This is a genomic window from Streptomyces poriticola, assembly GCF_036689765.1.
Lineage (GTDB): Bacteria > Actinomycetota > Actinomycetes > Streptomycetales > Streptomycetaceae > Streptomyces > Streptomyces poriticola.
The window spans coordinates 251,016-271,971 of record NZ_JBAGKH010000002.1; the positions used below are offsets into that span (position 1 = coordinate 251,016).

At 73.7% G+C, this 20,956-nt stretch carries 21 protein-coding genes; 11 read left to right on the top strand and 10 right to left on the bottom strand.

What is annotated here, in order from left to right:
* Window positions 1–79 precede the first annotated feature (79 nt).
* The 4 genes from V5O46_RS03805 to V5O46_RS03820 all read left to right on the top strand — a co-directional run bounded on the left by V5O46_RS03805 (window position 80) and on the right by V5O46_RS03820 (window position 4,058).
* Complete coding sequence (locus V5O46_RS03805) at window positions 80–1,387, top strand: MFS transporter (protein WP_408648901.1); 1,308 nt, start codon at window positions 80–82, stop codon at window positions 1,385–1,387.
* Window positions 1,384–2,157 (top strand): TauD/TfdA family dioxygenase, encoded by a 774-nt coding sequence (locus V5O46_RS03810; protein ID WP_332882951.1) that lies wholly within the window; start codon window positions 1,384–1,386, stop codon window positions 2,155–2,157. The genes V5O46_RS03805 and V5O46_RS03810 overlap by 4 nt, the downstream gene beginning before the upstream one ends.
* 111 nt (window positions 2,158–2,268) lie before the next feature.
* Entirely contained in the window at window positions 2,269–3,294 is a 1,026-nt protein-coding gene (locus V5O46_RS03815; protein ID WP_332882952.1) for a permease, read from the top strand.
* Entirely contained in the window at window positions 3,291–4,058 is a 768-nt protein-coding gene (locus V5O46_RS03820; RefSeq protein WP_332882953.1) for a TIGR03943 family putative permease subunit, read from the top strand. The genes V5O46_RS03815 and V5O46_RS03820 overlap by 4 nt, the downstream gene beginning before the upstream one ends.
* A 26-nt stretch (window positions 4,059–4,084) precedes the next feature.
* On the opposite strand, the gene V5O46_RS03825 is transcribed toward V5O46_RS03820, so the two are convergent.
* Window positions 4,085–5,098: a helix-turn-helix domain-containing protein gene (locus V5O46_RS03825; RefSeq protein WP_332882954.1), complete on the bottom strand. Its 1,014-nt coding sequence runs from the start codon at window positions 5,096–5,098 to the stop codon at window positions 4,085–4,087.
* A gap of 122 nt (window positions 5,099–5,220) precedes the next feature.
* Complete coding sequence (locus tag V5O46_RS03830; protein WP_332882955.1) at window positions 5,221–6,723, bottom strand: IucA/IucC family protein; 1,503 nt, start codon at window positions 6,721–6,723, stop codon at window positions 5,221–5,223.
* Between the two features lie 104 nt (window positions 6,724–6,827).
* Between V5O46_RS03830 and V5O46_RS03835 the strand changes: the two genes are divergently transcribed.
* The 3 genes from V5O46_RS03835 (at window position 6,828) to V5O46_RS03845 (ending at window position 10,485) form a co-directional block, all read left to right on the top strand.
* On the top strand, window positions 6,828–8,327 hold the full coding sequence (locus tag V5O46_RS03835) for an IucA/IucC family protein (protein ID WP_332882956.1): 1,500 nt from the start codon (window positions 6,828–6,830) through the stop codon (window positions 8,325–8,327).
* A 68-nt stretch (window positions 8,328–8,395) separates the two neighbouring features.
* On the top strand, window positions 8,396–9,661 hold the full coding sequence (locus tag V5O46_RS03840; RefSeq protein ID WP_332882957.1) for a VWA domain-containing protein: 1,266 nt from the start codon (window positions 8,396–8,398) through the stop codon (window positions 9,659–9,661).
* Window positions 9,661–10,485, top strand: coding sequence for a hypothetical protein (locus V5O46_RS03845; protein WP_332882958.1), 825 nt, complete (start codon window positions 9,661–9,663; stop codon window positions 10,483–10,485). The genes V5O46_RS03840 and V5O46_RS03845 overlap by 1 nt, the downstream gene beginning before the upstream one ends.
* Window positions 10,486–10,594: 109 nt before the next feature.
* Here the strand turns inward: V5O46_RS03845 and V5O46_RS03850 are convergent, their stop codons facing one another.
* Window positions 10,595–11,224, bottom strand: coding sequence for a winged helix-turn-helix transcriptional regulator (locus V5O46_RS03850; protein ID WP_332882959.1), 630 nt, complete (start codon window positions 11,222–11,224; stop codon window positions 10,595–10,597).
* 87 nt (window positions 11,225–11,311) lie between these two features.
* Here V5O46_RS03850 and V5O46_RS03855 point away from each other — a divergent pair, with 87 nt between their 5' ends.
* From V5O46_RS03855 to V5O46_RS03870, 4 genes are all read left to right on the top strand, one after another.
* A complete protein-coding gene (locus V5O46_RS03855) occupies window positions 11,312–12,520 on the top strand; it encodes a pyridoxal phosphate-dependent aminotransferase (protein WP_332882960.1) in 1,209 nt (402 codons plus the stop codon).
* 587 nt (window positions 12,521–13,107) lie between these two features.
* Window positions 13,108–13,707: a histidine phosphatase family protein gene (locus V5O46_RS03860; RefSeq protein ID WP_332882961.1), complete on the top strand. Its 600-nt coding sequence runs from the start codon at window positions 13,108–13,110 to the stop codon at window positions 13,705–13,707.
* Between the two features lie 47 nt (window positions 13,708–13,754).
* Window positions 13,755–14,426: a hypothetical protein gene (locus V5O46_RS03865; protein WP_332882962.1), complete on the top strand. Its 672-nt coding sequence runs from the start codon at window positions 13,755–13,757 to the stop codon at window positions 14,424–14,426.
* A 73-nt stretch (window positions 14,427–14,499) separates the two neighbouring features.
* Entirely contained in the window at window positions 14,500–14,922 is a 423-nt protein-coding gene (locus V5O46_RS03870) for an acyl-CoA thioesterase (protein ID WP_332882963.1), read from the top strand.
* Between the two features lie 84 nt (window positions 14,923–15,006).
* Here the strand turns inward: V5O46_RS03870 and V5O46_RS03875 are convergent, their stop codons facing one another.
* The 7 genes from V5O46_RS03875 to V5O46_RS03905 form a co-directional block, all read right to left on the bottom strand.
* On the bottom strand, window positions 15,007–16,392 hold the full coding sequence (locus V5O46_RS03875) for a nucleobase:cation symporter-2 family protein (protein ID WP_332882964.1): 1,386 nt from the start codon (window positions 16,390–16,392) through the stop codon (window positions 15,007–15,009).
* A 246-nt stretch (window positions 16,393–16,638) separates the two neighbouring features.
* The gene (locus tag V5O46_RS03880; protein ID WP_332882965.1) at window positions 16,639–18,024 is read right to left on the bottom strand and encodes an 8-oxoguanine deaminase; all 1,386 of its coding nucleotides are present in this window, start codon (window positions 18,022–18,024) and stop codon (window positions 16,639–16,641) included.
* Window positions 18,025–18,230: 206 nt separating this feature from the next.
* Window positions 18,231–19,178, bottom strand: coding sequence for a factor-independent urate hydroxylase (pucL, locus tag V5O46_RS03885; protein ID WP_332882966.1), 948 nt, complete (start codon window positions 19,176–19,178; stop codon window positions 18,231–18,233).
* Window positions 19,179–19,183: 5 nt separating this feature from the next.
* A complete protein-coding gene (gene uraH, locus V5O46_RS03890; protein WP_332882967.1) occupies window positions 19,184–19,576 on the bottom strand; it encodes a hydroxyisourate hydrolase in 393 nt (130 codons plus the stop codon).
* A 2-nt stretch (window positions 19,577–19,578) separates the two neighbouring features.
* Window positions 19,579–20,091 (bottom strand): 2-oxo-4-hydroxy-4-carboxy-5-ureidoimidazoline decarboxylase, encoded by a 513-nt coding sequence (gene uraD, locus V5O46_RS03895; RefSeq protein ID WP_332882968.1) that lies wholly within the window; start codon window positions 20,089–20,091, stop codon window positions 19,579–19,581.
* A gap of 180 nt (window positions 20,092–20,271) precedes the next feature.
* On the bottom strand, window positions 20,272–20,640 hold the full coding sequence (locus V5O46_RS03900; protein ID WP_332882969.1) for a helix-turn-helix domain-containing protein: 369 nt from the start codon (window positions 20,638–20,640) through the stop codon (window positions 20,272–20,274).
* Window positions 20,637–20,888 carry a hypothetical protein gene (locus V5O46_RS03905; protein ID WP_332882970.1) on the bottom strand — a complete coding sequence of 84 codons (252 nt, stop codon included), beginning with the start codon at window positions 20,886–20,888 and terminating at the stop codon, window positions 20,637–20,639. The genes V5O46_RS03900 and V5O46_RS03905 overlap by 4 nt, the downstream gene beginning before the upstream one ends.
* Between the last annotated feature and the right edge of the window lie 68 nt (window positions 20,889–20,956).

Here is a 20,956-nt window from a genome sequence, read left to right on the forward strand (position 1 = left end):
TTACGATACTTTCATGGCCGACGTGACCGGACCGCGCGTCCGGCCCGACCGATCCCGCCCAGGACAGGAGCGCTCCGACGTGCCCACCCCACCCGCACCGACTACGGCCCCCGAAGCCCGCACCGACAAGCAGCGGCCGATCCTGCTCGACGTCGCGTTCCTCCGGCTCTGGACGGGGGCCACGGCATCGGGCCTGGCCACCTGGGCCCTGCCGTTCGTCCTCGGCCTCGCGGTGCTCGACCGCACCCTCACCGCCACCGAACTCGGTCTGCTGCTCGCGGCCCGCACCGCCGGATTCCTCGCGGCGGTGCCCGTCGCCGGGGTGCTGGCCGACCGGCACTCCCGCCGGGGCGTCGTGCTGTGGGCGGGACTTGCCGCCGGCACCGCGGCCCCGGTGATCGCGGCGGGGCTCGGCCGCTCGGTCCTGCTGATGGCGGTGGCCGCCGCGGTGGCCGGGGCCGGGCAGGGCGCCTGCCGCCCCGCCTTCCAGGCGCTGACCGCCGAGGTGGTGGACGCCGAGCGCAGGCAGCAGGCCAACGCCGCGATGACGCTGGCGGTCCGGGTCACCACTCTCGTGGGGCCCTCGCTGGCCGCGCTGCTCGCGGTGGTCCTGGACATCGGGTCGCTGCTGATCGGCGTCGGACTGCTGTGGCTGGTCGCCGCGTGCGTCCCCGGTCGCGGCACCCCCGCCGGCGCGACGCCCGGCACGGCCGGGAGCGGCTCCGGAGCGGGACGCGTGCCGTTCCTCACCGAGTTCGCCGAAGGCGTCCGCGAGGCCCGCAGGCACCCGTGGTTCCTCGCGGGCCTGGGCGCACTGACCGCCGTCATCGCCACCGGCTACTCCGCGACCGGCGTGGCCCTTCCTCTGGTCAGCCGGGACGAGTTCGGAACCGAGGTGGTGCTCGCGGGCGCGATGACCGCCTACACCGCCGGTGCCCTGGCCGGTGCCCTGATAGTCGCCCGGCTGCGCCCCCGCTCCCCCGGCCGGGCCGCCCTGGCCGGCCTCGCCGCGTACGGACTCGCCCCGCTCAGCCTGCTGTTCCCGGTGCATCCCGTCGGGGTGATGGCCGCCTACGCCGTCGCGGGTATCGGCATCGAACTGTTCAACGTGCCGTGGTTCACCGCCACCCAGCGCGAGGTCGCACCGGACAAGCTCGCCCGGGTCTCCTCCCTGGACTTCCTGCTCTCCTACGGCCTCGCCCCGGTCGGGCTCGCGCTGATCGCCCCCGCCATCGACGCCTTCGGCACCACGGCGGTGCTCGCGGCCTGCACGCTCGTCTGCTTCGCCGCACCGGCCGCCGCCGCCCTCGTGCCCAGCGCCCGCACCTTCTCCAGCCGCCCCGGGACGGCCGACGCCGGCTCCCGGGAGGAGCGGGCGGCCTCGTGACACGGCAGCCCGGGACCGTGCAGCCGCCCGGCGTAGTCCCCGCGCGGGTGCGGGCCGGCGTGGGGGACGAGGCCCGCCGGCTGCTGCACCGCGACGGCGCGGTGATCCTCACCGGCCACGAGAACACCGCCGACGCCCTGGTCGTCGCCGCGGCACACCTCCTCGGGCACCGGCTGCGCGAGCTGTACCCGCACCGGGTGCGCACCTCGCGCGACGCCGGCCCGGTCCATCTGCACGCCGACAGCTTCGACGTGGTCGTCGACGTCGGCGGTGTCCCGCACCGCAGGCGCGACCCCGACGAGGACCACGTCCTGGTGCAGTGCGGCCGCCCGGCGCCCGCCGGGGGCGACTCCTTCGCCCTGGACGCCCACGCCTTCGTCGACGGCCTCACCGCCACCGACCCCGAGATGCTGGACTTCCTCACCGGAACCGACGTCGATCTGTACGGCTCCTGGGCCGGGCTGCGCGGCCTGCCGGCCACTCCGCGGGTCGGACGGCACGTCGAGTACACCCGCACCGGCCGGCGCATCGTCCGCCGCACCGACGGCGCCGCACCGATCCACCGCGACCCGGACGGTGAGCAGGTGCACGCGCTGCTGACCCGCCTCCGCGACGCGGTGCACGGCGCCGAGGCCGCCCTGCCGCGTTTCCCGCTCGCCGAGGGCGACATCCTGGTCCTGGACAACTACCGCTGCTGGCACGGCCGGGACGCACACAGCGGCGAGCGCACCGTCCGCATCCTCACCCTGCGCAGTGCAGACGCCCGGTGAGACCACCCTGCGCGCCGCCGCTAGGGTGCGGCGTGTCGGTTTCAGTGTCGGTGCCGCGGCCGGCGGGGCGGCGGGGTGAGCGGTGTGAGCGGTGTGAGCGGTGTGAGCGGTGTGAGCGATCAGGAATACGGGCCGGGCAGGGTCGGACCGGCCGACGCCGTCCGGCTCGGGGTGCGGACGCTGGTGTACGCCGTCGTCGGCGGCCTCGCGCTCGGCACGGTCGTGATGGTCGCGACGGTGCTCGGACCGATACTCGCCGTCGACCTGTACACCCCCGCGGTGGCCGCCTGGTGGACCGTCTTCGCGGCGGTCGTCGTGCAGGCCGTCCCGTTCCTGCTCCTCGGTGCGCTCGTCTCCGCCGCCATCGGCGCCTTCGTACCCGAGCGCGTCTTCCGCCGGCTGCTGCCGCGCAGCCCGGCGCTGGCCGTGCCCGTCGCCGGGGTGGCGGGGGCGGTGCTGCCCGGGTGCGAGTGCGCGTCCGTGCCGGTGGCGGGCAGCCTGATGCGGCGCGGGGTCGCCCCCGCCGCCGCCCTCGCGTTCCTGCTCTCCTCTCCCGCGATCAATCCCGTCGTCCTGGTCGCCACCTCCATCGCGTTCCCGGGACAGCCGATGATGGTGGCGGCCCGGCTGGTGGCCTCGCTCGCGGCCGCCGTCGTGATGGGCTGGCTGTGGGCGCGCTTCGGGCGGGAGAAGTGGCTGCGGCTGCCGTCGGCGCGAACGGCCGGTTCGGGTACCTCCCGGTTGCAGGCCTTCACCGCCGGCCTGCAGCACGACTTCCTGCACGCCGGAGGGTTCCTGGTGGTCGGTTCGGCCGCGGCGGCGACCTTCGGCGTCGTGGTGCCGCCCGGGCTGCTGGACCTCTTCACGGGATCCGTCTGGCTGTCGGTGCTGCTACTGTCGCTGCTCGCCGTGGTGCTGTGCATGTGCAGCGAGGGCGACGCGTTCGTGGCGGCGTCGCTGAGCGCCTTCCCGCCGACCGCGGGGCTGGCGTTCATGGTGGTCGGTCCGATGGTCGACCTCAAGCTGTTCGCACTGCAGGCGGGGACGTTCGGGCGCGCGTTCGCCGTCCGGTTCTCGTCGGCGACATGGGTGGTCGCGGTGGCGAGCAGCGTGCTGACGGGATGGTGGCTGCTGTGAGGCGGTACGGGCCTGCCGTGCTGTTGCTGCTGACGGCGGGCGCGGTACTGCGGATCTCGCTGTTCGGCGACCTGTATCTGAGGTACGTGCAGGCCGGGCTGCGTCCGTACCTGATCGCGTCGGGGGCGCTGCTGGGGCTGCTCGGGCTGGTGCGGGCGGCGCTGACCGGCCGCACGCCACGCGAGGGGACGGACCGGGAACGTGCGGACCGGGAAGATGCGCTGACCGAGCATCAGGACGCGCACGGGCACGGCCACTCCCACCCGGGCGGAGGACCGCGGGTCGCCTGGCTGCTCGCGCTCCCCGCCGCCGCCCTGCTCCTGTTCCCGCCGCCCGCGCTCGGCTCCTACAGCGCGGCCCGCGACGAGGGCCCGCGGCCGTCGGCGAACGGCGTGGGCACCTTCCCCCCGCTGCCCGCCGTCGACCCGGTGGACCTGAGCGTGGCCGAGTTCGGTTCCCGGGCCGTCTACGACAGCGGACGCTCACTGCAGGGCCGTACGGTCCGGCTGACCGGCTTCGTCACGCGCGGGGACGGGAGCTGGTACGTGACCCGGCTGCTGGTCGGTTGCTGCGCGGCCGACGCCACGGCCGGCCGGGTGGAGGTCCTGGGCGCACCCGCGCCGGAGCCGGACACCTGGGTGACGGTGACGGGCATCTGGCGGCCCGAGGGCGGCCCGGGCCCGTCGGCCACCTGGCCGCCCCTGCTGGACGCCCGCACCGTCACACGGGTCCCGGAGCCGTCGGACCCCTACGAGAAACGCTGACGCCCGCTCCGCACGGTGACCGGCGGTCAGGTCCGTTCGTTCTCGTCGGTGACCGCCTCCCGCATCGGCGACGCCCCGCCGTCCTCCGTGCAGAACTCCCGCCCGTCCAGCAGTTCGGCACAGGCCCGGACAGCGGCCGGGTAGGGCGCCTCGACCATCGGGGAGTAGGTGTCCCCGTCGTAGCTGATCGCCCGCTCCTGGGTCACTCCGTGCTCGGTCTCGACCCGGGCGACGTCGCCCACTCCCGCCTCGGTGATCCGCGCCCAGGCCGCCCGGCACCCGGGGCTGTACCGCAACTCCAGGTAGATGTCCCCGCGTTGGGCGGCCGCCGCCGTCCAGACACCTATGTGGCAGTTGAGGCGCTGCGGGTCCTTCTCGCGGCACTCGGAGCCGATGCATCCCGACACGGCGGACGTCCTGCGGTCGCCGTCGGCGCGCTCCTGGCCGAGGGGGATGCCGACAGCCAGCCCCAGCGCCGCGCCGAACCCGGCGACGCCCGCGAAGAGAAGGCCCTTGCGCCACGGACGGGCGCCCGCGCCCCGGGGTCCGGGGCGACCGTCGCCCCCGCCGTCGCCACCACCCGGCGCGGCGTCCCCGGCGGTGTCGCTCGTCACGGTCGCGACCGCCCCGGCGGCCGGACCGGCCGCTGCCGCCTCCCCCGTCCGGTCGTCCGGCGCGGCCTCCCGCGGCGCCCGCCGGGTCTCGCCGCCCGGTGCCGCCGTCTCGTCCGGCACGGCCGTGTCGTCGCGCACGTCGGGGTCACCGCCGCCCGCCGGTCCCGACGCCCGCTCCGCGCTCTCCGCCGCGTCCCGCAGCACCAGGAGTGCCTCGGGGCGTACGCCGACGGTGCGCGCGAAGGCCAGTACGGCGGACTCCGGCGGGATCACCTTGCCGTTGAGGTAGCGCTCCCAGGACGACTTGCTGTAGTTGGTTCGTTTCGCCAGCGCTGCAAGGGTCAGACCGTTGAGCTTCCGCAGCCTGCGCAGTTCCTCCGACAGCTCCGGTGCGGTCGTCTCGAATCTTCGACGCTCCGACGTCATGCTCCGCCTTCCTGCGATGCGCTCGCTCTCCAAAAGTAAAGTCACCCTAAAGCGTGCCGTGGTTCCAAGGGCGGTCGGACGGTCGAAACCCTGCCCGAATCGACCTGCCGGGATCCGGCCCGTCAGGCGGGCACGCGCAGCGGGTTGGGCAGTGGGCGGTAGCGGGCGTCGGCGCCGTCCGCACCGGTCCAGCGCAGCAGCAGGTTGGTCTTGCCGGGCAGGTCGGGCGAGGTGAGCAGGGCCGGGATCTCCGGCAGGTCGTGGCGGGCCAGCGCGCGGCGGGCGGCGGGCCAGGGATCGAGGCCGGGGTGGTGCTCGGCCAGGGCGGCGGCGATCTCGCACAGGTGGTTGACCACCAGGCAGTACACCAGCCGCTCCCAGCCGGCTCTCCGGCCCACGTCCGTCAGCAGTCTGACGCCCTCGGCGTCCCGGAAGAGCGCCTGCACCGGGAGGCCGGACGCGTCGACGGCGACCAGGGTGTTCTGCAGATGCGCCTCCAGGACGACGCCGTGGCCGGCGAAGACGGTCAGGGCGGGCGGGACCACGGCGGCCAGGTAGGACTCCCACCAGGCGCCCGGGTCCGCCGCGCCGGCGAGCGGGCTGCCCGGGAAGCCCTCCGTCAGCGCCGCGGCGAGCAGCGGGGTCGCGCCGGGCCGCACGCGGCCGTGCAGGCCGTCGCGGACCAGGACGGCGAGCTCCTCGAAGGCGAAGTCCGCGGTGCGGTAGCCGCGGTCGCCGAGCCAGGCGGCACCGGCAGGGGGTGGGCTCGCTTCGAAGGCCGCCGTGACCGCCGTGTCGGTCCGGCGGAGCTTCAGCAGGTCGTGGCGCCACAGCCGGCGGATGTCGTTGGTGATGCGCACGTCCAGGCTGAACTTCAGGAACAGGTCCGCCTCCGGCGCGTACACGGTGCGGATCGCGGCCGTGGGCCAGACGGGGAAGGAGGTGCTGCCGAGCCGGACCAGACGGCCGTCGGCGAAGGCCGGGGCGAGGGCGCGGGCGGTCAGTTCGAGCTGCCAGGGATGGGCGGGCAGCAGCCGGTAGCCGGACGGGACCCGGCCCAGGGAGTCGAGGGCGCCGGTGTCGCCCTCCTCGACGACCGTTTCCTCGCGCACACCGAGCAGGGTCAGCGGGAAGCGGGCGTGCGCCTCCGGCGCGTAGGGCAGCCAGCCGGCGTGCGGACCGCCTCCGCGCGCCTTGGGGGCGGGGTGGTACGCATGTCCGGTGAGCAGGCACTGCTCGGAGCGCAGATAGGGGTCGCCGGGCGGGGCGGCCCGGGCGCGGGCGGTCAGCAGCGCGGCCACCGCCTCCCGGCTGTCGATCATCTCGGCGGGGAGTTCGTGGTTGGGCAGCCCGGTGTGCCGGCGCAGCTCCTCCCCGACGAGTTTGACCAGTTCGGTGTGGCCGACCGGGTACCAGCCACCCTCGGCGTACACCTCGGGCTCCGCGGGCCGCCGGCCGCCGCGCACCCGGAGCAGCCGGCCCCCGGGCAGCCGGTACACGGGCCGGTCGCCCGGTCCGGGGACGGGTTCGGCCACCTCCCGCAGCAGGCAGTTCAGCAGCGGCACGGTCGCACAGGCGTCGGCGCGGGCCGCGGCGCCGGCGCCGGGCGAGGGCTGGAGGTCCACGCGGTCCCCTCGTTCCTTACGGTCTGCCAAAGGCCGGAGACGATCAGTATGTCTGTCGTCGTCACCGTGCCGTGACGCCCTACTCGTACCCGAGGAGCCCGACCGTGCACCGTCCCCCCAACGCCGAGGCCGAGGTCGCCGACGAGCTGGCCGTCCTCCGCCCCGGGCTCGTACCCCGGTTCACCGCCGCGCTGCCCGGTGCCCGCGCGGCCGTGCTGACCCGGCTGTGGCGGGCCTTCGCCCACGAGCCGCTGCCGTGGATCGAGGGCCGGGAGCGGGACGGCGACGGGCTCACGCTGCGGCTGCGCGACGGGCGCAGGCTGCACGGCCCGGCCTGCGACCCGTACCGCACCGACGGCCGGGTCGACGCCGTGCACCTGGACCGGGCGGCGTACCGGGATCCGGCCCGGCTGCTGACCGACCTCGCCGTGCCGCACGCCGTCGGCTTCGCCGCCGAACTCGGGCACAGCGTCGCGTCGCTGGCGCTGTCCCGGGCCGGGCAGGGCCCGCGCCGGCCACAGTGGCCCGGCACCGACTGGGAGTGGGAGCGGCGGGTGGTCGACGGGCATCCCTTCCACCCCGGCTGCCGCTCCCGGCCCGGCTTCTCGGTTGCCGAGCAGCTCTCCTACGGGCCCGAGCACGGCCCGGTGGTGCGGCTGGGGCTGATGCCGGTGCCGGCGGCGGAGTGCCTGGTGGCGGGGGACTGGCCGGCGGAGCTGCGGGAGCCCGGCCGGGTGCTGCTGCCGGTGCACCCCTGGCAGGCGGAGCATGTGCTGAAGCGGCCGTGCGGGGCGGGCGCGGGGCCGGACGCGCACCCGCTGATGTCGCTGCGCACGCTCGCCGTACCCGGCGGGCCGCATGTGAAGACCGCGCTCAGCGCCCGGCTGACCTCCTCGGTGCGGGACATCTCGGTGGCCTCCGTCGCCGCCTCGGCGGTCCTGTCGGCGTTCGGGGAGCGTCTGGCGGCCCGCTCGGACGGGCTGCTGCACATGACCAGGACGCTGGGCGCGGCGACCGCGCACTCCCCCGACCTGGCCGCTGTGCTGCGCGAGTCGCCGCAGGTGCACGCGGCGCCGGGGGAGCATGTGGTCCCGGTGGCCGCGCTGGACGGCACCGAACTGCCGGGCTCCGCCGCGTGGCTGACGGCCTTCGCCCGGCTCGCGCTGACCGTCGGGCTGCGTCTGCTCGACCTGGGTGTGGCGCTGGAGGCGCACGGCCAGAACCTGCTGGTCGTCCTGGCGCCGGACGGTGCTCCACGGCGTCTGGTCTACCGGGATCTGGCCGACATCCGGGTCAGTCCGGCCCGGCTGGCGCGGCACGGCATCCCGGCGCCCGAACTCCCCGCCCGGATGGTCACGGACGACGCGGCGGCCCTGCGCCGCAAGCTGTTCGGGTCGCTCGTGGGGGGCGCGCTGGCGGGGACGGCGGGATCGGGGGCGGCGCTGCGTGCCGCGCTGGAACCCGCCGTACGGGAGCTGCCGCACACGCCCGATCTGGCGGCGCTCCGTGCGGATCCACTGCCCGTGAAGGCGCTGACGCTGATGCGGCTGACGCCGGAGCGCTCCGGCGATCTGTGGACGGAACTGCCCAATCCGCTGCGCTGAAGGCCCTGTTGCGACCGGTGTGGAGCCCCGTTTTGGCCCCGGCCACCCGCGATCAATAGGATCCGCCGATGATCACAAGAACACGGCTCGCGGCGGGCGTGTGCGCCCTGCTCGCCGCGGTGACGGCCGGGCTCGCGTTTCCGGCCGGGGCGGCGGCCGGCGAACCCACGGGCGACGATGCTCCGCAGGTCGATCTGGTACTGGACGTGAGCGGGTCGATGCGGACCCGCGACATCGACGGCCAGTCCCGGATGGCGGCGGCGAAGCAGGCGTTCAACGAGGTCCTGGACGCGACGCCCGAGGAGGTGCGGCTCGGGATCCGCACCCTCGGCGCCGACTACGCGGGCGACGACCGCAAGACCGGCTGCAAGGACACCGCGCAGCTGTACCCGGTCGGTCCGCTGGACCGCACCGAGGCCAAGACCGCGGTGGCGACGCTGGTGCCGACCGGCTGGACGCCGATCGGCCCCGCACTGCTGGCGGCGGCCGAGGACTTCCGGGGCGGCACGGGCTCCAAGCGGATCGTGCTGATCAGCGACGGTGAGGACACCTGCGCCCCGCTGGACCCGTGCGAGGTGGCCCGGGAGATCGCCGCGAAGGGCATCGGGCTGACCATCGACACCCTCGGTCTGGTCCCCAACGTCAAGATGCGGCGGCAGCTCAGCTGTATCGCCGAGGCGACCGGCGGCACCTACACCTCCGTCGAGCACGCCGACGAACTCACCGACCGGGTCAACCAGTTGGTGGACCGGGCGGCCGACCCGGTGGTGACACCGGTGGCCACCGAGGGTGCGCAGAGCTGCGCCGACGCGCCGACGCTGACGTCCGGTCTCTACACCGACCGCGAGGAGTTCGGGCAGCAGCGCTGGTACCGGGTCGAGGTGCCGCCCGGTCGGGAGCTGCGGGCCTCGGTGAGCGTGGCGGCCGACCGGGCGGTGGCGCCCTCCTACGGGGTGCTGCTGCGGGCGGTGACGGTGCACGGCCGGGAGATCGTGCGCGGCGAGGCCGCGGACAACGGCCGTACGGACATGATCTCGACGGGGCTGCGCTATCCCAGGCCGGAGAGCGACGAGGAGGAGAGCCGGGCCGAGACGGTGTGCCTCCAGGTCACCCACTCCTTCGCGGCGGCCTCCGGGGTGAAGTCGACGCCGGGTCTGCCGCTGGAGCTGACGGTCGACGTGGTGGACGGCCCGCGCGGCTCCGGCGACGTGGCCTCCTTCGGGCTCGGCCGCGGCTGGTGGCTGCTCGGGGCGCTGATCCTGGCCGGCTTCGTCGCCGGTCTGCTGTGGGGCCGGCTGTCACGCTGGCGGGTCGCGGTCTGGAGGACCAACTGATGCGTATCGCACGGACACTGGGCGCGGCCCTGCTGACCCTCGCCGCCGCCGCGGCCCCCGCGGTCGCCGACACCTCCCCCGCCCCGAGTGCGTCCGCGGACGGTCCGGCGCCCACGGAGGCGGGCACGTCGTTCCGTACCGCGGCCGAGGTCGACCAGGGGCGGACGGCCACGGCGGACGGCTCCGCCGGTGACTATCTGTACTGGTCGTTCCCCGCGGACGCCGGTCAGCGCCCCACCGTGCGGGCGACGGTGCGGCTGCCCGAGACCCACGCCGCCGAGACCTGGCGGATCGACGTGTACGACGGGCTGCGGCGCCGCCAGGCCTGCCAGTACGGCGCTCAGACGCGCACCGCCGCCGCGGACGCGTCCTCCGTCGAACTGGCCTGCGTGCTGCGCACGGTCCGCGCCTGGGCAGAGCCGTGGGCGAACGACCCGCTGCCGGGCACGTACTACGTCCGGCTGACGGCCGTCGGGCTGCCCACCGCCGACCTGGGGCTGCGGATCGGCGCCGAGGTCCGGGTGGACTCCCGGGACATGGGCGGCGCGGCGGCGGTGGACGGCTCGCTGGCCGAGCCGCTGGTGCCGGGCGTGGCGATGCGCGCGGAGCGCGACGCGGAAGCGGAGGGGGCGGAGGACTCGGCGGGCACCGCCGTGCTGTCCGCCATCGAGCCCGAGGACGGCTGGTCGTCCGGCTGGTGGTCCGACCGGTGGGTGTGGACGGCGGTGGGCGGCGCCCTGGCCGCGCTGGCCGGCGTCGGCGGCTATGTGCTGACCCGCGGATCGGGGCGGCCGACGCGGGTGCCGCCGCCACCCGGCGCCTGAGTATCTGTCAGGAGGCCCGGCTCCGTACGGAGTACGGGCCTCCCCCGGGGCCCTGGGCCTCCCCCGGGGCCGGGCGCGTGCAGGCCCCTCGCCCTCTCCTCACGGTTCCTCACGCCTCCCGCAGCGCCTTGGCGAGCGCGCCGTCGCCGGTCACCTCGGCGCGGCCGTCCCGGACGGCGTCGGCCAGGCCCAGCTCGCCCCGGGCGACGGCGGCGCAGGTGGCGGCGTCCAGGGCGAGCCGGGCGTCGGGCTCCTCGGGCGCCGGGCCGTCGCCGTACACGGGGCGGTCAGCGGCCCCGGCGTACAGATGGAAGTCGCCCTCCTCCAGCCGCACTTCGACCAGCCCGGTCTCCCCGGCCAGACAGCGCAGCAGGGGCAGCGCGAACCAGTGCGCGCGCAGCGCGTCCGTGGGCCGCCGCTCGCCCAGCTCGCCCGCGCCCCACTCCCCCAGGGCCTGCAGCACCGGCAGCAGCGCGCGTCCCCGGACGGTGAGTTCGTACACGTAGGCCGCCCCGGGCGGGGGCAGCCGGCGGCGGGTGGTCAGCCCGTCGCGCTCCATGTCCTTCAGCCGCGAGGCGAGTACGTCCGTGCTGACGCCCGGCAGGTCCGCGTGCAGGTCGGTGTAGCGCCGCGGACCGGCGAGGAGCTCGCGGACGATCAGCAGGGTCCAGCGGTCACCGACGGCGTCGAGCGCGCGGGCGGCGGAACAGTACTGGTCGTAGCTTCGGCGAGGTGACATGCGACGCAGTCTAGACAAGGTGTTGGACTTTCCAAGTGTGAGCTTGGTAAAACCAAGCAACATCAGATACCGGAGGTGAAGCGGCGCATGGAGTTCCGGCAGTCGAACAAACTCAGCGAGGTCTGCTACGAGATCCGCGGCCCGGTGATAGAGCACGCCGACGCCCTGGAGGAGGCGGGCCACAGCGTGCTGCGCCTGAACACCGGCAACCCGGCGCTGTTCGGCTTCGAGGCGCCGGAGGAGATCCTCCAGGACATGATCCGGATGCTGCCGCAGGCACACGGCTACACCGACTCGCGGGGCATCCTCTCCGCCCGCCGCGCGGTCGCCCAGCGCTACCAGGACCGCGGCCTGGAGGCCGGCGTCGACGACGTCTTCCTGGGCAACGGCGTCTCCGAACTGGTCTCCATGGCCGTACAGGCCCTGGTGGAGGACGGTGACGAAATCCTGATCCCCGCACCGGACTTCCCGCTCTGGACCGCGGTGACCACCCTCGCGGGCGGCAGAGCGGTCCACTATCTCTGCGACGAGCAGGCCGAGTGGTACCCGGACCTGGCCGACATGGAGTCGAAGATCACCGACCGCACCAAGGCGGTGGTGATCATCAATCCGAACAACCCCACCGGCGCGGTCTACCCGAAGGAGATCCTCGAGGGCATCCTCGATCTCGCCCGCCGTCACGGCCTGATGGTCTTCGCCGACGAGATCTACGACCAGATCCTCTACGACGGCGCGGTCCACCACTCGGCCGCCTCGCTCGCCCCCGACCTGGTGGTCCTGACCTTCTGCGGTCTGTCGAAGACCTACCGGGTGGCAGGCTTCCGGTCCGGCTGGCTGGTCGTCACCGGCCCCAAGCAGCACGCCAGGGACTATCTGGAGGGCCTGACCATGCTGGCCTCCATGCGGCTGTGCGCCAACGCCCCCGCGCAGTACGCCATCCAGGCCGCGCTCGGCGGCCGGCAGTCCATCGGCGAACTGACCGCGCCGGGCGGCCGGCTGCGCGAACAGCGGGACGTGGCCTGGGAGAGGCTGAACGAGATCCCGGGCGTGTCCTGTGTGAAGCCCAAGGGCGCGCTGTACGCGTTCCCGCGGATCGACCCGAAGGTGCACGCCGTCCACGACGACGAGAGGTTCGTCCTGGACCTGCTGCTCCGGGAGAAGATCCAGGTCGTTCAGGGCACCGGCTTCAACTGGCCGACCCCGGACCACTTCCGCATCCTGACGCTGCCGCACGCCGAGGACCTGGAGGCGGCGATCGGCCGGATCGGTCGGTTCCTGGGCGGATACCGGCAGTGACCGGCGACGGGGCACGGCGTCAGCGGTAGGAGGTGCCGAAGGCGCCGATCCATGCGCGGCCGACGGCAGCAGGGCCAGCTGCACACCGGCAGTGATCCGGCAGCGCAGCAGGGCCGCGGCGCCGAAGGACCACCACGCGGTGGTGTGCAGGCCGCTCACCACCGCGGCCTGGTACTCCTCCCCCGACGGGTCCATCATTCCGGGACACCCCATCCGGAACTCGGTGAAGATGCCGTCGCCGCCGAACACGACCGCCGCCGACACCAGCCACAGGTCGGAAAGCAGCACGCACACGGCGAAACGCCACGTCGACGCGGAGAACGCGCGGGTGGGCACCCACAGCCGCTGCACGGGGTGCCCGGTGCGGCGCACCCGGTCCTGCGACCGGATGCGCCAGCGTCGCCACGGCGTTGCCCAGCGCACCGGCCGCCGCGAGCCTGCCGCCGAGGAGGACAAGCAGGAAGAGCAGCATCGCGAGACCGTGCCGGGCCGGATGCCTCATCGACCGGAAGAGTTCCTTCCGGCGCCGGCGTGCCCCGTCTCCGGCCGAGCGGCGCCCCGCCCGGCCGGACCGTAGCCTGGGCCGCATGAGCGATCTCTTCCTGGTACGGCACGGCGAGACCGAGTGGTCGCGGTCCGGCCGGCACACCGGCTGGACGGACGTGCCGCTGACCGAGCACGGGCGGGACGAGGCGCGGCGACTGGTGCCGCTGATCCGCTCGCACCGGATCGGGGCCGCGTTCGTCAGCCCGCTCCGGCGGGCCAGGGAGACGGCGGAGCTGATCGGGCTGCACGAGCCGCGGGTCGACGCGGACCTGCGCGAGTGGGACTACGGCGGATACGAGGGGATCACCACGGTCGAGATCCACCGGACCCGGCCGGACTGGTTCCTGTTCCGCGACGGGGTGCCGCCCGGTCCGCCGGAGCATCCCGGGGAGACCCCGGAGCAGGTCGGGGAGCGTGCCGACCGGGTGCTGGCCCGGGCGGACGCCGCGTTCGCCAACACCGAGGGGGCGGTGGTGCTGGTGGCGCACGGGCACTTCCTGCGGGTGCTGACCGCCCGCCGGCTGGGCCTGCCGGCCTCGGCCGGCGCCCTGTTCCAGCTGGCCACCGGCACCCTGTGCCGACTGGGCACCGAGCACGGACGGCCGGTGATCGCGGGCTGGAATGTCAGACCCCCGGCGTAGCCTTCGAACAGGTCGGACCCGGGCCGCCGACCGGGGAGGAGCACGCCGTGACACGACCGCCGAGCGCCGCGCAGCGCCGGGTCATCGAGGCCGCCGATCCCGTCACCGGGCGGCTGAAGGGCACTCAGGCGCAGCTCGCGGCGCTGGTGAAGCGGGGGTATGCCTTCCGGCATCCCCGTCCGCCGCACGACTGCTTCCTCACCCCGGCCGGGCACCGGATACGGGAGGCCGGGGACGGGGCGGGCACCGGCCTGCGCGGTGACGCCCCGGCGCCCGCCCCGCCGCAGCCCGAGCCGTCCGACGGAGTGTTCACCGCGCGGACCGGCGGCGAGGCGGAGAGCGCGCAGGTCCCGGGGGGCGGTGGGGCGGGCCGGCTGCGCGAGGTGCGCGGGGCCTGGCAGGGGCTGCTGGAGCTGCGCCGGATGACGCGTCCGGACGGTGCGACGGACCTCCCGTGCGGCTGGGAGCGTACGCATCTGGTGCAGGCCGCCGCGCTCGCCCTGGAGGCGGCCGGGCACCGTCCGGCGGGCCCGGGGGACGGTCCCGGCTACCGGGTCCGTGCGACGCCGCAGCCGGACGCCGTCGCCGTGCACGAGCCGGACGCGGCGACCCGGCGGGGGTGCGCGGACACCCTGCAGCGTGCAGGCTGGCAGGTCGGCGAGCACACGGACCCGAGGACGCGGAAGCGCTACCTCCTGGCCTCGCCCCGGCGGGCGTGATGCCCATGCCAAGATCGGTCGGTCAGCAGGATCACACCGCGTCAGCGGCACCAGGAGAGGGAGCAACCAGGCCGTGAGCGAACCGTTTTCCGTCCCGTTGACCGTCCGCGGCTACGAGACCGACACCCAGGGCCATCTGAACCAGGCCGTGTATCTCAACTACGCCGAGCATGCCCGCTGGTCGCTGCTGCAGGCGGCCGGTATCCGGCAGGCCGACCTGGTCGCCCGGGGCGTGGGCCCGGTGGCCCTGGAGACCACCATCCGCTTCCGGCGGGAGCTGGTCGCCGGGGACGAGATCGAGGTGACGTGCGTGTTCGAGTGGGGGGAGGGCAGGACGTTCCGGATCCGGCAGCTCGTCCGGAAGGCGGACGGCACGGTCGCGGCCGAGATCGACGCGGTCGGCGGTCTGATGGACCTGCGCGAGCGCAGACTCCTGGCCGATCCGCAGAGACGCTTCAAGGAACTGGCGGTCGAGCCGGGGCTGTTCGGGCTGTAGGGCCCGGACCGGCGCCGCGGCCCGGCGCCCCCGTGGCACCGGGCGGGCGGGTGCCGGCCCGGGGGCGCGGGGCCGGGGTCCGGTTCACGGTGTGGCCGGGGCTTTCGGCGGGTTCGTGATCTCCTCCCCGGCCTCCATCGGGTGGGTGACGTCCTGGGCGTCCGGGTTCTTGCCGAGGTGGTTGAAGACCAGGTTGAGCAGGACCGCGGCGACGCAGCCGGTGGAGATGCCCGAGTCCAGGACGATCTTCGCGTTCTCCGGGAAGGCGTGGTAGAACTCCGGCGCCGCGATCGGGATGATCCCGACGGCCAGCGAGACGGCCACGATCAGCACGTTGTTGTCCCGGTCCAGACCGGCGCGGGCGAGGGTCTGGATGCCGCTGGCCGCGACCGAGCCGAACAGCACCACTCCGGCGCCGCCGAGCACCGGTCGGGGGACGACGGCGATGAGGGAGGCGGCGACGGGGCACAGGCCCATCAGGATCAGGAAGCCGCCTCCGGTGGCGACGACGAACCGGCTGCGGATCCGGGTCATCGCGACGAGGCCGATGTTCTGGGCGAAGGCGCTGCACATGAAGCCGTTGAAGAGCGGGCTGAGCGCCGAGCCGAGGGTGTCCGCCCGCAGCCCGGCGGCGATGGTCTTCTCGTCCGCCCTGCGGTCCACGATCTCGCCGAGGGCGAGCATGTCGGCGGTGGACTCGGTCATGGAGACCACCATCACCACGCACAGCGAGATGATCGCCGCGACCTGGAACTGCGGCGCGCCGAAGTGGAACGGGGTCGGGAAACCGACGATGTCGGCGTCGCCCACCGGGCCGAAGTCGGTCACGCCGAACGGGATCGCCATGAGCGTGCCGACGACCAGGCCCAGCAGCACCGCGACCTGCTTGACGAAGCCCCGGGTGAAGCGGCGCAGGACGAGGACGATGACCAGGGTGATCGCCGCCAGCCCCAGGTTGGTCGCCGAGCCGTAGTCGTCCGCGGCGGGACCGGCGCCCTGGGCCCAGCCGAAGGCCACGGGCAGCAGCGAGACCCCGATCAGGGTGATGACGGTGCCGGTGACGACCGGCGGGAAGAAGCGGATGGCCTTGCTGAAGAAGGGGGCGGCGACGAAGCCGAGCAGACCGGCGACGATGACCGCGCCGAAGATGATCGGCAGTGCGTCGTCCTTGTCCGGGGTGGCGGCGACGATCGCGGTCATGGGGGCGACACCGGCGAAGGTGACGCCGTTGACGAAGGGCAGCCTGGCGCCGATCTTCCAGATGCCGAGGGTCTGCAGCAGGGTGGCGAGGCCCGCGGTGAACAGACAGGCGCCGGTGAGAAAGGTCAGCTCGCCGGCGGACAGGCCGATGGCTGCTCCGACGATCAGGGGCGGGGCGACGACTCCCGCGTACATGGCGGCCACATGCTGCAGGCCGGTGGTCGCCATCTTGAGTGGCGGCAGCTTCTCGTCAACTGGGTGGTCGGCCACGGCGGCTCTCCTCCGGTCGGGTACACGTCGGCTCCGACGTGGGTTTCAGGGAGGTGGTGCGGGTGGTCGTGCGGGACCGGGACGGACCGTTCCGGGGAAACGGAGGCACCGTTCCGGGGTGCGCGCTTCCACGCGCACCCCGGAGACGGCCGCCGTGGACCCCGCTCGGGTCCACGGCCGCCGACCGGGAGCCGTCCCTCCCGGCCGGAGATCGAGCCGTACGTCCGTCCGGGACGTCGGTACGGGTCAGGCCTGTGCGACGATCCGCGCCAGCCGCTGCGCCTCGTCCCGGGTGGCGCGGGCGACGGCGTCCTCGTCGACGGTGAGCAGCCGGCCGTCCTCGACGATCTGGCGGCCGTTGACGAACGAGGCCGTGACCGGGGCGGCGGCACCGAAGACGAGGGCGGTCACCGGGTCGGCGATGGAGGCGTGGGCGAGCGTGTCCATCTTCCACAGCACGACGTCGGCGAGCTTGCCGGCCTCCAGGGATCCGGTCTCGGCGGCCCGGCCCAGCACCTGCGCCCCGCCGAAGGTGCCCAGCCGCAGCGCCTGCCGGGCGTTCAGCGCGGCCTCGCGGTGCGCGCCGAGCCGGTTGATCAGCAGGGCGTTGCGCAGCTCGGTGTGGAGCTCACCGGACTCGTTGGAGGCGGTGCCGTCGACGCCGAGGCCGACCGGCACCCCGGCGGCGAGCATGTCGGGCACCCGGGCGATGCCGGCGGCCAGCCGGGCGTTGGACGACGGGCAGTGCGCGACACCGGTCTTCGTCCGGGCGAAGGCGGCGATGTCGGAGTCGTTCATGTGGACGCAGTGCGCCATCCACACGTCCTCGCCGAGCCAGCCGGTGGACTCGAAGTAGTCGGTCGGGCCCATGCCGAACAGCTCGTGGCAGAACTTCTCCTCCTCGACCGTCTCCGAGCCGTGCGTGTGCAGCCGTACGCCGAGCCGGCGGGCCAGCTCCGCGCCCTGCCGGAGCAGTTCGGTGGAGACGGAGAACGGAGAGCAGGGGGCGACGGCGACCTGGGTCATGGCGTCGAAGGAGGCGTCGTGGTGCCGCTTGACGGTCTCCTCGGTGGCGGCCAGGGCGCCGTCGAGGGTCTCGACGGCGAAGTCCGGCGGCAGGCCGCCGTCCTTCTCGCTGCGGTCCATGGAGCCGCGGGCGAGGGTGAAGCGGACGCCCGTCTCACGGGCGGCGCGGATGATCGCCCCGGACAGGTCGCCCGAGCCGTGCGGGAAGACGTAGTGGTGGTCCATGGCGGTGGTGACACCGCCGCGGGCCATCATGGCGAGGGACCCCTGCGCGGCGGCGTAGGTCATCTGCTCGTCGATGCGCGCCCACACCGGGTAGAGCGCGACCAGCCAGTTGAACAGGTTGTGGTCGGTGGCCAGGCCCCGGGTGATCCACTGGTAGTAGTGGTGGTGGGTGTTGACGAGGCCGGGCGTGGCCAGATGGCCGTCGGCGTCGATCCGGCGCACGACGTTCTCCAGGCCCTCGGGGGCGCGTCCGGCGCCGACCGACTCGATCCGGTTGCCCGCCAGCACGAGGTGGCCGGAGGCGTACTCGGTGTCGCCCGCGTCCACCGTGGCGATCGCGCAGTTCTCGATGACGGTGCGCCGGGCTGCCGAAGGTGCCATGGTGCTTCCTTGTCTTTCGGTGGCGGCCCGTGAGTGGGGAGTACCCACGGGGAGGGCACGGCAGGACCCTGGGAGGTTTTGAGTGCCGCAGCCGTGGGGCGGCTCCGGGTGCCGAGATGGTGGAGGAACTGGTCGGGCGTGACGGCGACGGGCCTCCGGTGCGGCGCGCCCGCGGCCGGTGCCGGCCGGCCGGGGCGCGTCCCGCGTCAGAGGTTGGTCATGTCGACCGGGATACGGGCCTCGCAGCCGTCCCGCAGGATGGTGGCCTCGATCAGGCCGTAGGGGCGGTCCGCGGCGTAGTACACCTCATTGTCGTTCTTCAGCCCGAACGGCTCCAGGTCCACCAGGAAGTGGTGCTTGTTCGGGAGGGAGAAGCGGACCTCGTCGATCTCGCTGCGGTTGTTGATGATCCGCGAGCCCATCTGGTACAGCGTCTGCTGCAGCGACAGCGAGTAGGTCTCGGCGAAGGCCTGGAGCATGTGCTTCTTCACCTGCTCGTAGGACCTCTCCCAGTTGGGCATCTTCTGCTCGTCGTCGGACCAGCTGAACCGCCACTGGCCGGCGACCTGGGTGGCCAGGATGCGGTCGTAGGCCTCCTGGAGCGTCGTGTACTTGTCCTTGACGTAGCCCCAGAACTCGGAGTTGGTCGAGTTCATCACGACCAGGTCCTTCAGGCCGGAGACCACCTCCCAGCTCTCACCGTCGTAGGTGATCTGGGTGGTGCGGATCTCCTGGCCCTTGCGGACGAAGGAGTGCTTGACCTCGTCGGCACCGATGAACCTGGAGTTCGCGTCGGAGGTGGCGATGCGCTCCCAGGCGTACTCCTCGATGCGGATCCGGGCGCGGTGGATCGGCTCCTGCGAGGTGACGAAGTGCCGGGCGAGGTGGATGCCGAACTGCTCGGCCGACTCGATGCCGTGCTCCTTGGCGAACGCGAACACCGTGTTCTTGGTGGTGTCGGTCGGCAGGACGTTGGCGTTGGAACCCGAGTAATGGACCTCTTCCATGTCGCCGGAGAGGGCGACGGAGACGTTCAGGTCCTTGATGTGGTGGGTGGCGCCGTCCCGCGTGATCTTGACGACCCGGTTCTCGGCCTTGCCGTACTGGTTCTGTCCCAGAATGACCGGGCGGGCCGGACGGGAATTGTCTGCCATGTCTGCTAGCTCCCTCGGTAAACGGAGTAGCCGAACGGGTTGAGCAGCAGCGGTACGTGGTAGTGCTCCCCGGGCGTCACGGCGAAGGTGATCGCCACCTCGGGGAAGAACACGGCACCGCTGTCCCGATTCGCGGGGGCGTCCTGCTGCGCATCGGCTTGCTTCTTCTCGAAGTACGGCTCCACCGCGAAGTCGAGCCGTACGTGTGTGGTGCCCTCCGGCAGGGCCGGCAGGTCCTTGCACCGCCCGTCCGCGTCGGTCGCGGACCCGCCGAGCGCCTGCCAGTCCGCAGCATGCCCGGCGCGGGCGGAGAGCCGGACGGCGACGCCCTCGGCGGGGCGTCCGACGCTGGTGTCCAGGATGTGCGTGGACACGGAGGCGGTGGTGCTGGTGCTCATGGTCAGGCGTCCTCTTCGACGAGTCGGGAGAGCCGGATACGGTTGATCTTGCCCAGTTCGGTGCGGACGATCTCCCGCTCCTGGTCCGGGGTGTTGCCGATCCGCTCCTTGACCGCGTCCCGCATCTGCTCGCCGGTCCGGCCGGTGGCGCAGATCAGGAACACGTGGCCGAACCTGTCCTGATAGGCCAGGTTCAGTTCCAGCATCTCCGCCTTGAGTGCGTCGGAGGCGCCTGCCATGCCCGCCTGCTCGCGGGAGGACGTCGGGTCCCCGGGCCTGGGGCGGCCGATCGGCGGGTGCCCGGCCATCGCCTCCGCCAGGTCCGCCGGGGTCAGCTCGGCCATGGCGGCGTCGCTGGCGGCGTACAGGCCCTCGGGGGTGGCGTAGGGGCGGGCGGCGAGCAGCCGCCGGACCCATGCCGTGGAGGCGCACGCCTCGTGGAGGGCGGCGCGGGCCGCGCGCTCCTCGAGGTCGTTGAAGCGGGCCAGGCCCGGCGGCGTGGAAGTGGACGTCACGGGGTGCCTCCGTGGCCTTGTGCTGAACGGGCGTGCCGATAGCTAACGCCCTCGGAAACACGACGTCAACAGTTTGTTGAAAATTCGGGGTAACAAATACGGGCTGCCGCGAGCCGCCGCCCCGGCGGACGGGACGACGGCTCGCGGCGGACCGAGGCCCAGGTCAGCGCGGTGAAGCGGTCAGGCGCCCTTTTCCCGGTTGAGGTAGTTGTAGACGGTGAAGCGGCTGACGCCGAGGGCGCTCGCCACCGTCTCCACACCGTGCCGCACGGAGAAGGCGCCGCGCGCCTCCAGGGTGCGCACCACCTCCTGCTTGGCCTTGCGGTCCAGGTCGGCGAGCGGCCGGCCCCGCCGGCGCTCCATGGCGGCCAGGATGTGGTCCAGGGAGTCGGCGAGCTGCGGCAGCCGCACAGCGACGACGTCGGCACCCTCCCAGGCGAGCACCACGTCGTCCCGGCCGGCCTCGTCGGGCGGGAGGAGCTCGCCGCCGATGGCGTCGACCAGCGGCTTGACCGCCGCGATGAACGGCTCGTCCGCGCCGCCGGTCACCGCTCACCCTCCCCGACCACGTTGACCTGCAGCGAGACCCGGGTGGCGCCCGCCTGCAGAGCCTGCCGCAGCAGGGCGTCCACGGCGGTGAGCACCGCGTCGGCGCCGCCCTCGGCGGTGTTGCCGAACGGACCGACGTCCACCGCGTCCAGCTCCGCGGCCTGGATGACCTCGCGAGCGACCAGCGCGTGCGCGGGCGCCTCGTCGAGGTCGAAGGGTTCGGTCGTGAACTCCACTCTCAATCGCACCCGGTCAACCTAACGCGCGGTGACCGTTTCCGCCGACCCCTCTTGACAAGTGCCGCACCCTCCCGGCA